This window comes from Mesorhizobium sp. WSM4829 (genome assembly GCF_055811475.1).
In genome coordinates this window covers 61226-73673 of the sequence record NZ_JBVVQJ010000025.1, presented here as the reverse complement: position 1 = coordinate 73673, position 12448 = coordinate 61226, and the positions used below count along the sequence as shown (strand labels likewise).

Here is a 12448-nt window from a genome sequence, read left to right as displayed (position 1 = left end):
CCCCCCCCCCCCCGGGCCCCCCCCGCCCCCCCCCCCCCGCCCCCCTTCCCCCCCCCCCCCCCCCCCCCCCCCCCCCCCCCACTTCTGCCGAAAGGCGGGGCCGGGCGACGATCACCGCAATCATGGCTGCGTCGTCGGCGCCGTCCTTTTCCATGCGCGGATAATGGAGTTCGCGGCCTTCATTTTGCCGATCGACAAGGCCAAGTTCCTCGATCTTCGCCATGATCCGTTGCAACACCGATGGATCGCCCAAGCGGATCGGCTCGTCATCTGCGCGGGGACAACTCGTCAGTTCGCCGTTCGCGCGGATCAGAAAAAACTGACCGGGCCGGATCAGAAAAAGCTGACCGGGAAATAGCGCAGATAAAATTCGGCAAAGATTCCCTTCACTGAAATCTCCTGCAGTGCGTAGTCGAACGCTGCGGCCAGCGCTGGATCGTTGGCCCTGGTGGCGATGGCCATACCCGACCCCAGATATTCGGGCGCCAGATAGGGACCGCCGGCAAAGCGGCAGCAGGCTGCGGCATTCGAACTGCCCAGCCAGAAGGCGAAGCGCATGCCGTCGCCGAAGCCGGCGTCGACCTTGCCGGCCTTGAGACCGTCGTAGAGCGCTTCCAGCTGCGCGAAAGGAACGACCTGGACGGTGCCGAAGTAATCGCGCAGCATCCGCTCGTGCGCGGAGCCTGCGACCACGCCGACGCGTTTGCCACGCAGTCTGTCGAAGATAGGCTCCGTGAGCGCCTTTGCCTTCGGCATGATGAAGCGCGCCGGAAACTGCAGGTAGGAACGCGAGAAAGCATATTTCGACCGCGACTCCGGCGTGGCGGCAATGCCGGCAATGATCGCTTCCCCTTCGCCCTTCTGCAGCGCCCCTTCGAGCTCGGCCCAAGGCAGCGCCTGGATCTGGCATTTTTCGGCGATGCCGAGTTCGGCGCAGATCGCGCGCGCCAGATCGACATGGAAGCCGGACAAGCGGCCCGCTCCGTCGAGGAAGTTGAACGGCGGGAAATCGGTGGTGGTCAGGAATCTCAGACGCGGCAGCGCGGACAGGTCAGGCTTCGGCAGCCGCTCCTTGGCATCCCACAGCACCGGCACTTGCGGCTCCGCGGCACGCGCTCCCGTGAGCCACGCTGCCCCCGTCATTGCCAGCATCAAGACGATGGTCATCCACCGAATCGTCACGATCGAGCTCCGCCCTGTCCTGTCCAATGTGGCTTTTGGTACGAAAATGCCACAGGCACAACGGTTTTTGATTTCATCACGCCGATTTAGGGCTATGCTTCAGCGAGCTTGCAAACATGTGTGGCGGTCGGCTGGAGGGTAGCCGCAAGCCGCTGCAAACTGAGGGGAGCAGGTTTGTAATCCGGGGTCGAGGGCAAAGTGCGGGTCAAGCACTGGGCCGTTGATCTCAACGCGGGAAGGCAACATGGGGTAGATGTTGCAATGGGCCATTTCGATCGCACACTGGAATTCATAGATCAGCTGCAGCACGCCGATACGGCGGCCGCTGTCTGCGAAAAGCTGCTTGGCATAACCTCGGAGTTCGGCTTGACGGCGCTGATGGCCGGAACGGTTCCGCAACCGGGCACGCCAAGAGGCCAGCAAAAGGACCATGTGCTGCTTTGCGAGTGGCCGGGAGAATGGCTGGAGCGCTATGTGGCGCGCAACTATGTCGACCATGACCCCGTCGTCAGCCACATGAAGCAGCTGCAGGCGCCGTTCCAGTGGCGGGAAGCGTCCCAGAGCATCCGCATCGACAAGAGCAGCGGCGAAGTGATGGGCGACGCCGGCGAATTCAAGCTGCGCGACGGATTGGCCTTCCCGCTGATCACGCTCGATGGCCAGATCGTCATGGTGTCGCTGGGCGGCGAGGCCGTCGAATTGTCGGGCGCCGATTTTGGGCTGGTGTCGCTGGTGGCGACCTATGCGATTGGCCGCGCCATGCAGATCCACACGATGGCGGCCAAGACCGTCGACCACCACGTCGAACTGACGCCGCGTGAGCGCGAATGCATGCAATGGGCCGCCGTCGGCAAGTCCGAATGGGAGATTTCACAGATTCTCGGCATTTCGGAACACACGTCAGAGAAACACCTTCTTAACGCCAAAAGCAAACTCGGTGCCGTCAACCGGGTGCAGGCGGTCGCGGAAGCGATAAGGCGCGGCTATATTAGCTAGCTCGGCCGTGCCGGCCTAGAAATTCTTGCCTACGTGATCGCGTAATTTCCTCGGGACAGCCCGGCCGTATCTTCCTATTGAACCTAGGAGACGGCAGATGCTTTTTTCCCTTACAACACAGGAACTTATGGAACGTCCCGACCTTTGGGAGGCCGTTCATCGCCTACGCTACAAGATTTTCGTCGAGGAGATGGGGTGGACCGATCTGCAGCGCCCCGACGGCCTTGAGATCGATCAGTTCGACCATGACGAGGCGGTGCATCAGCTCGTCATCCGCAATGGCGAGCTCGCCGGTTATCAGCGGATGTTGCCGACAACGCGTGCGCATCTTCTGACCGAGGTGCTGGCCGACCTCTTTGAAGGCACGCCGCCATCCGGGCCGAACGTGTGGGAACTGACCCGCTATGCGGTCGCGCCGGGCTTTCGTGACGGCAAGCGCGGCGTCTCGACGGTCGGCACCGAGCTCATTGCCGGCTTCGTCGAGTGGGGGCTGAAGCGGAATGTCAACCAGGTGATCATCGAGTTCGAACCGATGTGGGTCCTGCGGGCGCTGCAGTTGCACTTCCTGGCGAAACCGCTTGGCTACCAGCGCACCTATGGCAACCAGCAGGTCGTCGCCACGCTGCTCACCTTCAACGAGCACACGCTTGAGGTGGTGCGGTCGCGTCGCAGTCATTTCGCGCCGGTTCTGGCCAGGGGATATCCCGACAGGCTCGGAATGAGGCAGGCCTCGTGAGAATTGGAGACAGCCATGAACATCCACCCGCAAACAGAGTTCCGCAATCATTCGTTGATCGTCACGGTGTCGTCGGATGACGGCCGGCCGGTGCTGGACGGGCGAGCCTATGAAAGCCTGGCCAGGATCTTCCACGAAGCTGCAATCGACGATGATGTGCGCGTCGTGGTGCTGCGCGGCCTCGCCGGCTGCTTCTGCCTCGGCGGCGATTTCTCCGAGTTCCTCGACGCCACCAAGCATCAACGGTTGATCGCTGCCGTCACCGACATGTTCCGCACGTTGGCGACGTTCCCCAAACCGGTCCTTGCCTGTGTCGACGGCGACGCCGTCGGTGTCGGCTGCACCATCCTGTTCCATTGCGACATGGTGATCGCATCTGACGAAAGCACGTTCCGGGTGCCGTTCGTCGATTTCGGCCTCGTGCCGGACGCGGCGACCAGCATCCTGGCGCCGCAAAAACTCGGTTATGCCGGCGCTTTCCGCTTCTTCTGCCTGGGCGACACGCTCAGTGCCGCAGACGCCAGGATGCTTGGCCTGGTCACGGAGATCGTGGTGGGCGACGTCGAGGAAGCCGCACTTGGCAGAGCCAGGCAACTCGCCAAGAAGCCGGTCGCCGCACTGCTGCAGACGCGCGACCTGCTCAAGGGCGACACAGGCGCACTCTGCGATCGCATCGACCAGGAGATTTCGCTGTTTCAGCAGGCTTTGCAGGACGATACCACACTGCGGCGGCTGCAGCGGATTGCCCGGCTGGCGGCATGAGAAGTCGTTCGGCAGAATGACAGGAATATCCGGAATCGTGCCGCGCGTCCTTGGCGGCGCGCGGCAGCGCTTCAGGCCTGTCTTCCCAGGAACGAAGGCCCTTCCCCGATGATCTTCTTGTCTTCCTTGCCGATGGCGTCGAGATCGCGGCCGTCATAGGGAAGCGACAACAGGATGCGCCGGATGATGGCAAGTCGCGCGCGCCGCTTGTCGTTGGCCTGGATGATGATCCAAGGCGCGAATTCCTTATGGGTGCGTTCGAACATGAGATCGCGCGCCTTGGTGTAATCGTCCCATTTGGCGATGCCCGCAATATCGATCGGCGAGAATTTCCAGTTCTTCAAAGGACTCCAGCGGCGATCGTGAAACCGCTCAAGCTGTGTTTCCCGACCGATGTTCAGCCAGAATTTGAAGAAATGGATGCCCTCGTTGCAGATCATCCGTTCAAAATACGGCGTCTCGTCCAGGAATCTCTGATGCTGCTCCGGCGTGCAGAAGCCCATGACCGGCTCGACGCCGGCGCGATTGTACCAGGAGCGGTCGAAGGTGACGAACTCGCCGGATGTCGGAAAGTGCGCGACATAGCGCTGGAAATACCATTGGCCGAGTTCGGTTGGGCTAGGCTTGGTCAGCGCCACGTTGCGCGCTGTCCTGGGGTTCATGTACTGGCGCAGCGCGAAGATTGTGCCGCCCTTGCCGGCGGCATCGCGTCCTTCGAACAGCGACATCACCCGCTTGCCCGTCGATTGCAGCCATGCCTGCGCCTTGACCAGCTCGATCTGCAGCCGCTCGAGCGTCTCGTCATACTCGTCGCTTTTCATTTTCTTGTCGTAGGGGTAGCCGCCGGCGGTCAGCTTGTTGTCCTCGATCCAGTCAGGAAGCTTGGGATCCTCGATGTCGAACTCGAACTCCTTGCCGCCGATCCGGATCTTTTGCGGACTTGGAACAGGCGCGGCGGCATCTTCCTTGGGTTTTTTCATCGAGACGAACCTTTCCAGCTTCCGGACTCATGCTATTGGGAGCCTTACTGCATCGGCCCGAAAATCGGAATCGATTTTCGAAAGGAACGATGCAGCAGATTTAGTGATAGCGCCGGTCAGCTGGAAGTTTCCAACCGGCCGGTCGGGGTGGGGACGGAGGCACAGTGCGCGCGAATGGCTGACAGTAGCTGACAATGGCTGATATGGGCGGCGCAGAACAGCGAACCACGGCGCAAGCCGTCGCCACCCGGTTGTGGAACAGCCGCTGGCTGCTTGCGACCGGCATCGTCGCGGTCTTGACGGTCTATGGTTTCGCAGACATGTCCTTCTATGTTGTGCTGCTGGCATGTGCTGTGCTGCTGCTCGCCGCCGCGATGCTGCCGGCCGGCGTAGCGCGCCAGTCCGCGGAGGATGTCGCGGCGATCGAGGCAGGCGGGCTACAACAGCTGTCGGGAGAATATCTGGCGGCTGCCGTTGCCGATCCGCTGATCATCTTCGATCGCACCGCGACGATCGTCCATGCCAACGCCGCCGCCTTCGCTGCCTTCGCCGGCATCGCACCGGGCATGTCGCTGTCGCTGAAATTCCGCGCGCCCGAGATGCAGGCCCTGCTGGACAGTATCCTGTCGGGCGCCGCCGCTGCGGACGTCGTCGAATACACCGAAAAGCTGCCGGTCGAACGGGCCTATCGGGTGAGTGCCTCTTCGGTCGGCCACGGCACCGACCTCTATGTGCTGGTCTTCAAGGACCAGAGCGAGGCGCGCCGGATCGACCGGATGCGGGCCGACTTCATCGCCAATGCCAGCCATGAGCTGCGAACTCCGCTCGCCTCGATCTCCGGTTTCATCGAGACGCTGCGCGGCCCGGCCCGCAACGACCCGGCGGCGCGCGAGCAGTTCCTGCAGATCATGCACAACCAGACCGGCCGCATGGCGCGTCTGATCGACGACCTGCTGTCGCTGTCGCGGCTGGAGATGAAACCCTATCTGAAGCCGGGAACCGAGGTCGATCTCCGCCAGACCCTCGACAGCGTCATCGATTCGCTGGGTCCGCTTGCCCGCGAAAACGGCGTTGCCATCGAGCGGGATTTCGCGAAAGGACCACTCAATGTGCCGGGGGATCGCGATGAACTTTTCCAGGTTTTCGAAAATCTGCTGGAAAACGCCTGCAAATATGGACAGTCGGGTGGACGTGTCGTGGTGACGATTGCCCACAGCGATGACGGTCCCGAACCGGGCATCGACGTCACCATCCGGGACTTCGGCCCCGGCATTCCCGAGGAGCACATCCCGCGCATCACCGAACGTTTCTACCGCGTCGACGTCGAAAACAGCCGGACCCAGAAGGGCACGGGCCTTGGCCTGTCCATCGTCAAGCATATCCTGACGCGCCACAATGCCAGGCTGTCGATCACATCGGAGGTCGGCAACGGCGCAGCTTTCACGGTGCATTTGCTGGCGCACTGACATCTCACTATCTAAGAACGCGCCGGCCCGAGTACCGGAAGACTTTAGGACCGCCGGATGCGTGGATACAGGACTTTAGAGCCTATTCTGTGGCCTAGTGGACGCACGTCGCTCTAACGGTTTCTTTTTTCTGTCATCCGGCTAGCGTATCAGCGGGGATTCGAGGAACGACTCGGACCAGAAGACCCGGGAAGGCATTCCATGCAGTCCGTGCACATCGTCAGCGCCTATGACGAGGAGCTGAAATATCTGTCGAAGCGCATTGCCGCGATGGGCGGGCATGCCGAACGCATGGTCGAACAGGCGATTGCCGCTCTGGTCAACGCCGACCCTGGCCTTGCCCAGAAGGTCATCCGCGACGATGCCGTTCTTGACCAGGGGCAGCGCGAGATCGACGACAAGGCGATCATCATCATCGCCAAGCGCCAGCCGATGGCGACGGATTTGCGCGAGATCGTCGGCGCCATCCGCATCTCGGCGGATCTCGAACGGGTCGGCGACCTCGGCAAGAATGTCGCCAAGCGCGTGGTTGCCGTCATAGAAGGGCGCCAGCCGACGAGCCTGTTCCGCGGCATCGAGGCTTTGGCGGACCTGGCGTTGACGCAGCTCAAGGAAGTGCTCGACGTCTATGCGTCGCGCTCGGTGGAAAAGATCGGCTTCGTGCGTGACCGCGACGATCAGATCGACGCCGTATATACCTCGCTGTTTCGCGAGTTGCTGACCTACATGATGGAAGATCCGCGCAACATCACGCCCTGCACGCACCTGCTGTTCTGCGCGAAGAACATCGAGCGGATCGGCGACCACGCCACCAATATCGCCGAGACGATCTACTACATCGTCACCGGCGACCAGATGCCGGCCGAGCGGCCGAAGGGCGACAAGACAGACAAGATTGTGCTTCCCGCAACGCTACCGGCGAAGTGAACGGCTGCCTCTCGAACCCATTGCTGATTTAGGCTAAGCTTTACCGAACGTTCCTGATCCTGACCCGAGGCCATGCCTCCAGGAGGTAGCGATGGAAACCGTTCGGAACCTGACGCCGGCCCCGCCGACATCGGCCATCGTCGCTTCCAGCGTCTATACCGCCGGCCGGCGTGTCGCCGACATTCCGATCGAGGAAGCCGGCGAATGGGCCAAGAAGCCAGGTCATGTCGTCTGGATCGGCCTGCTGGAGCCGGACCGCGACCTGTTGCTTCGTGTCCAGGCGCAATTCCACCTGCACGATCTGGCGATCGAGGACGCCGAGCATCCGCATCAGCGGCCGAAGATCGAGCAATATGGCGATGCGTTATTCATCGTTGCCCGCACGGCTCAACTGATCGACAGGCGCGTCACCTTCGGCGAGACGCATCTGTTCGTCGGCGCCGGCTACATCGTCAGCGTCAGGCACGGTCCGTCGACTTCTTATGCCGTCGTTCGCCAGCATTGGGAAAGCTGCCCGCATTCGCTAGCCAAAGGCGAGGATTTCGTCCTCTATGCCATTCTCGATTTCATCGTCGACAACTACATGCCGGTGCTCGAGCAGATCGAGGACGAGGTCGAGGCGATCGAGGACAGGGTTCTGCTGAAGCCGATGACCGGCTCCGACATAGAGCGGCTCTACATGCTGCGCCGCGATCTCTTGCGCCTGCGCAACGCCGCGCTGCCGCTGGTGGAAGTCTGCCGCCGGTTGACCAGCGCCGACCTGCCGCAGATCCATGCGGCCATGCACCCGCTGTTCCGCGACGTCACCGACCACATCCGCACCGTCCAGGAGAAGATCGACAGCTTGCGGGAGGTGCTCGCATTTGCCTTCGAGGCGAGCCTCCTGGTTGGCCAGAGCCAGGAAACGGCGATCACCAAGAAGCTCGCCTCATGGGCTGCAATCCTGGCGGTGCCGACGGCGCTCGCAGGCATCTACGGCATGAACTTCAACGACATGCCGGAACTTAGGATGGAATATGGCTACCCGGTCGTTCTGGGAGCGATTATTTTGGTCTGCTCGGTTCTCTACTGGCGCTTCCGCAAGAGCGGCTGGCTGTGAAAGAGAAGGGAGTAAGGGAGTAGGGCAGTAAGGGAGTAGGGCAGTAAGGGAGTATGTAGTGCGTTGCCTTGCCAAGGTCGCACTCACTAAGCCTGATCTTTACCTACTCCCATACTGCCCTACTCCCTTATTCCCTTATCTGCTCCGCCGCCGCTCCGAAGCGGGCTGAAACGCAACGCGGGCGTGATACTTGCAATAGGGTCCGGTTTCGGCCGCGTCGTTGCCGCAGAAATGGAACTCCTCCGAAAGCGGATCGCCATTCGGCCATTTGCATGTCCGCTCCGTCAATTCGACGAGCTGCAGATGCCGCGAGATCGGCACGACGACGTTCTCGACCGGACGGACATAATGACGCGTCACCGGCACGGCGTCGAATTGCGCCTGCAGCGCGGTCGCGCCGATCGACGTGGTGATATGCCGCGCAGTGCTAGCCGCCCGCGACACCGATTTCTGCACGGTCGATCCCTGCACGCTCTTCTTCTGGCGTGCCGGCGTGGCAGTCGCGCGTCCGCGGCCCGACAGTTTCAGCCGATGCACCTTGCCGATGACGGCATTGCGGCTGACACCCCCAAGCTGTGCGGCGATCTGGCTGGCGCTCAGCCCCTCCGACCACAATTTTCTAAGAAGTTCGACCCGCTCGTCAGTCCAATTCATGAGACCGCGCTCCTGCTGAAATGTGCGGCGATCGGAATCCTTCCACGATCCGGCTTCCGCCGGGCAGACACCACATATATCGGGTGATTAGGTCCGCCGCACGAAATCTAGTTATTTCTCGACCTACAATTACCTTATGCGCTGACTCGGTGACAAGAGTCCGAGGGCCAACACGAATCGGTTTTTTCGGTTTTCCCCAACTTGCCCGGTCGCTGATGAGCCGGCGTCTCGCTGGAAAGCTTGCCGTGCGTCCTTGCACGACGTTTTCGTTGACTTCATGGCCGAAAAACACGATAAGCCGCACAGGCCGCCGCTTTGGCGGCTTTTTGATTTTCCGGTTCCGGAGACGCATATAATGAGCGGTTCGGCGCTTTTCGAGACCTTTACCCGCGCACCCCTGGCCTTCGACCATGGGGAAGGCACTTGGCTGGTCACCGACAAGGGCGAGCGATATCTCGATTTTGGCGGCGGCGTTGCCGTGAATTCGCTGGGCCACAGCCATCCGCATCTGGTCTCGGCACTCACCGAGCAGGCGGCCAAGCTCTGGCATGTCTCCAACCTCTACGAGATTCCGGGGCAGAGCCGTCTGGGCGAGCGGCTGGCCGACGCCACCTTCGCCGACAAGGTGTTCTTCACCAATTCCGGCGCCGAGGCTCTGGAATGCGCCATCAAGACGGCGCGGCGCTACCATTTCGTCAGGGGCCATCCCGAGCGCTTTCGCATTGTCACCTTCGAAGGCGCCTTTCATGGCCGCACGCTGGCGACCATCGCCGCCGGCGGCCAGTATAAATACCTGGAAGGTTTCGGCCCCAAGGTCGAAGGTTTCGACCAGGTCGGTTTCGACGACATCGAGGCCGTCGAAAAGGCGATCACATCAGACACCGCCGCGATCCTGATCGAGCCGGTGCAGGGCGAGGGCGGTATTCGCCCGGTGCCGACACAGTCGCTGAAGCGGTTGAGGCAGCTCTGCGAACAGCATGATCTGCTGCTGATCTTCGACGAGGTCCAGTGCGGCATCGGCCGCACCGGAAAACTGTTCGCGCATGAATGGGCTGGCGTCACGCCCGACATCATGGCGGTCGCCAAGGGCATCGGCGGCGGCTTCCCGGTGGGCGCCTGCCTCGCCACCGACGAGGCCGCCGTCGGCATGACCGCCGGCGTGCACGGCACCACTTTCGGCGGCAATCCGCTGGCGATGGCGGTTGGCAACGCAGTGCTCGACGTGGTGCTGGCAGACGGTTTTCTGGAGGATGTGCAGCGCAAGGCGTTGCTGCTGAAGCAGGGGCTGGCGGGTGTCGCCGACGAATTTCCCGATGTCATCGAAGACATCAGAGGCAGCGGCCTGATGCTCGGCCTGAAATGCGCCGCGCCCAACACCAAGGTGAACATGGCGTTGCGCGACCAGCATCTGCTGGCGGTTCCGGCCGGCGACAACGTTCTTCGCCTGCTGCCGCCGCTCACCGTCACCGACGCCGAGATCCATGAGGCGCTCGACCGCATCCGCGCCGGCGCCCGGGGCCTGTCGGACGCCATCGCCGCGGCTGCGGCGAAATAACAGTCGGAAGACCCAAGATGAGCCTTCGCCATTTCACCGATCTTTCCGCCGTTTCCGAGGGCGATCTGCGCCTTATGGTGGACGATGCCGTCGTGCGAAAGGCGAGGCTGAAGGCCGGCGAGCGGACAAAACCGCTCGAAGGCAAGGTGCTGGCGATGATCTTCGACAAGCCGTCGACGCGTACGCGCGTGTCGTTCGACGTCGGCATGCGCCAGCTCGGCGGCGAGACCATCATGCTGACCGGCGCCGAGATGCAGCTCGGCCGCTCCGAAACCATCGCCGACACGGCCAAGGTGCTGTCGCGCTATGTCGACGCGATCATGATCCGCACCACGTCGCATGACCGGCTGCTGGAGCTGACCGAGAACGCGACCGTCCCCGTCATCAACGGGTTGACCGACGACACCCATCCCTGCCAGCTGATGGCCGACATCATGACCTTCGAGGAGCATCGCGGCCCGGTCGCCGGCAAGACCATCGCCTGGACCGGCGACGGCAACAACGTGCTGCATTCGCTGCTGGAGGCCTCGGCGCGGTTCCGCTTCAACCTCAACGTCGCCGTGCCGGAAGGCAGCGAGCCGGCGCAGAAGCATGTCGACTGGTCGAGGGCGCATGGCGGCAAGTTGAACTTCACCCGCTCGCCCGAGGAGGCCGTCCACGAGGCCGACTGTGTCGTTACCGATTGCTGGGTGTCGATGGGCCAGGAGCACCGTGCTCGCGGCCACAATGTCTTCTCACCCTATCAGGTCAATGCGGCACTGATGGCGAAGGCAAAGCCCGACGCGTTGTTCATGCACTGCCTGCCGGCGCATCGCGGCGAGGAGGTCACCGACGAAGTCATCGACGGCCCGCATTCGGTGGTGTTCGACGAGGCCGAGAACCGGCTCCACGCCCAGAAGGCGGTTTTGGCCTGGTGCCTCGGCGCTTGATCCGGGCTGCTGTGATCCTGGTCACCGTGATCCCGGCCGCCTTGATCCGGGAGTGCGTGATGCCTATCTCAGGCGCATCACGCAAATCGAGCGCGTTTCGACGCATGCGCCCCGGAGGGCGGCATCGCCGCGCCCCGGAGCTTTGTCATGTTGGAAACCCGTCAATTGGCTGAACATCAACCCAAACTCGGCGAATTCGGCTACGCCGGCGACGATCATGTCGTGCCCTTCGAGGTCGGCCCGCTCGACGTGCGCGGCCGCACCGTCCAGCTCGGGCCGATGCTCGACGCGATCCTCAGCCGTCATGACTATCCCGAGCCGGTCGCCCGCCTGCTGGCGGAAGCCTGCGTGCTGACGGTGCTGCTCGGCACCTCGCTCAAGTTCGAAGGCAAGTTCATCCTGCAGACCCGCACCGATGGGCCGGTCGACATGCTGGTGGCGGATTTTTCCACGCCGCATGCGCTGCGCGCCTATGCCCGCTTCGACGCCGACCGGCTGGAGGCACTGACGTCTGCCGGCGAGACCTCGCAGCGGACGCTGCTCGGCAGCGGTGTGCTGGCGCTGACTATCGATCAAGGCGCCCACACGCAGCGCTATCAGGGCATCGTCCAGCTCGACGGCGAGACGCTGGAGGAGGCCGCGCGCACCTATTTCCGGCAGTCGGAGCAGATCCCGACTGATCTCAGGCTTTCGGTGGCCAAGCTGTTGACGCCCGGCATCGGCGGTGCCCGCGAGCAATGGCGCGCCGGTGGCATCCTGGCACAGTTCCTGCCGCAATCGCCCGAACGCATGCGCGTGCCCGACCTTCCGGGTGGCGACGGCGATCCGCGCGAGGAGATCCATGATCCGGCCGACAATTCCTGGCAGGAACTGCTGGCGTTGCTTGGCACCATCGAGCCGACGGAACTGATCGACCCGACGATCGGCGCCGAGCGGTTGCTTTACCGGCTGTTCCACGAGCACGGCGTGCGCGTCTTCGGCGGCGTGCCGGTAGCCGACCAGTGCTCATGCTCCAGGGAGAAGATCCGCGGCATTCTCGGAGGCTTCTCCGCCGACGAGATCAAGGATAGCACCGAGGATGGCGGCATTCACGTCGCCTGCGAATTCTGCTCGAAGCAATATGACTTCGACCCGGCGGAATTTGCTGCGGCTCAATAGCCGG

The 12448-nt window shown here is 62.6% G+C and carries 13 protein-coding genes; 10 read left to right on the top strand and 3 right to left on the bottom strand.

The features are described 5' to 3' along the window. The first annotated feature begins 163 nt into the window (after positions 1 to 163). Entirely contained in the window at positions 164 to 358 is a 195-nt protein-coding gene (locus AC0L17_RS22620; protein WP_473517460.1) for a hypothetical protein, read from the top strand. Here the strand turns inward: AC0L17_RS22620 and AC0L17_RS22615 are convergent. After that, positions 334 to 1152, bottom strand: a complete 819-nt coding sequence (locus AC0L17_RS22615; protein ID WP_236379274.1) for a transporter substrate-binding domain-containing protein — start codon at positions 1150 to 1152, stop codon at positions 334 to 336. The genes AC0L17_RS22620 and AC0L17_RS22615 overlap by 25 nt on opposite strands. 291 nt (positions 1153 to 1443) lie before the next feature. Between AC0L17_RS22615 and AC0L17_RS22610 the strand changes: the two genes are divergently transcribed. From AC0L17_RS22610 to AC0L17_RS22600, 3 genes are all read left to right on the top strand, one after another. Then, positions 1444 to 2178, top strand: a complete 735-nt coding sequence (locus tag AC0L17_RS22610; protein ID WP_091600335.1) for a helix-turn-helix transcriptional regulator — start codon at positions 1444 to 1446, stop codon at positions 2176 to 2178. Positions 2179 to 2275: 97 nt separating this feature from the next. After that, positions 2276 to 2914, top strand: coding sequence for an acyl-homoserine-lactone synthase (locus AC0L17_RS22605; RefSeq protein ID WP_027155170.1), 639 nt, complete (start codon positions 2276 to 2278; stop codon positions 2912 to 2914). A gap of 15 nt (positions 2915 to 2929) precedes the next feature. Then, positions 2930 to 3676 carry an enoyl-CoA hydratase-related protein gene (locus AC0L17_RS22600; RefSeq protein ID WP_084646899.1) on the top strand — a complete coding sequence of 249 codons (747 nt, stop codon included), beginning with the start codon at positions 2930 to 2932 and terminating at the stop codon, positions 3674 to 3676. 71 nt (positions 3677 to 3747) lie between these two features. On the opposite strand, the gene ppk2 is transcribed toward AC0L17_RS22600, so the two are convergent. After that, the gene (gene ppk2, locus AC0L17_RS22595) at positions 3748 to 4656 is read right to left on the bottom strand and encodes a polyphosphate kinase 2 (protein WP_473517459.1); all 909 of its coding nucleotides are present in this window, start codon (positions 4654 to 4656) and stop codon (positions 3748 to 3750) included. 194 nt (positions 4657 to 4850) lie between these two features. On the opposite strand from ppk2, the gene AC0L17_RS22590 reads away from it, so the two are divergent. The 3 genes from AC0L17_RS22590 (at position 4851) to AC0L17_RS22580 (ending at position 8148) form a co-directional block, all read left to right on the top strand. After that, positions 4851 to 6122 carry a sensor histidine kinase gene (locus tag AC0L17_RS22590; protein WP_473517458.1) on the top strand — a complete coding sequence of 424 codons (1272 nt, stop codon included), beginning with the start codon at positions 4851 to 4853 and terminating at the stop codon, positions 6120 to 6122. A gap of 201 nt (positions 6123 to 6323) precedes the next feature. Next, complete coding sequence (phoU, locus tag AC0L17_RS22585; protein WP_023802181.1) at positions 6324 to 7049, top strand: phosphate signaling complex protein PhoU; 726 nt, start codon at positions 6324 to 6326, stop codon at positions 7047 to 7049. A 91-nt stretch (positions 7050 to 7140) separates the two neighbouring features. Further along, positions 7141 to 8148, top strand: coding sequence for a magnesium and cobalt transport protein CorA (locus AC0L17_RS22580; protein ID WP_027155175.1), 1008 nt, complete (start codon positions 7141 to 7143; stop codon positions 8146 to 8148). A 135-nt stretch (positions 8149 to 8283) separates the two neighbouring features. On the opposite strand, the gene AC0L17_RS22575 is transcribed toward AC0L17_RS22580, so the two are convergent. Then, on the bottom strand, positions 8284 to 8802 hold the full coding sequence (locus AC0L17_RS22575; RefSeq protein ID WP_027155176.1) for a GcrA family cell cycle regulator: 519 nt from the start codon (positions 8800 to 8802) through the stop codon (positions 8284 to 8286). A gap of 355 nt (positions 8803 to 9157) precedes the next feature. On the opposite strand from AC0L17_RS22575, the gene AC0L17_RS22570 reads away from it, so the two are divergent. The 3 genes from AC0L17_RS22570 (at position 9158) to AC0L17_RS22560 (ending at position 12444) form a co-directional block, all read left to right on the top strand. After that, complete coding sequence (locus AC0L17_RS22570; protein WP_473517457.1) at positions 9158 to 10357, top strand: acetylornithine transaminase; 1200 nt, start codon at positions 9158 to 9160, stop codon at positions 10355 to 10357. 17 nt (positions 10358 to 10374) lie between these two features. Continuing rightward, a complete protein-coding gene (argF, locus tag AC0L17_RS22565; protein ID WP_473517456.1) occupies positions 10375 to 11286 on the top strand; it encodes an ornithine carbamoyltransferase in 912 nt (303 codons plus the stop codon). 147 nt (positions 11287 to 11433) lie between these two features. Next, positions 11434 to 12444 (top strand): Hsp33 family molecular chaperone, encoded by a 1011-nt coding sequence (locus tag AC0L17_RS22560; protein WP_473517455.1) that lies wholly within the window; start codon positions 11434 to 11436, stop codon positions 12442 to 12444. The last annotated feature ends 4 nt before the right edge of the window (positions 12445 to 12448 follow it).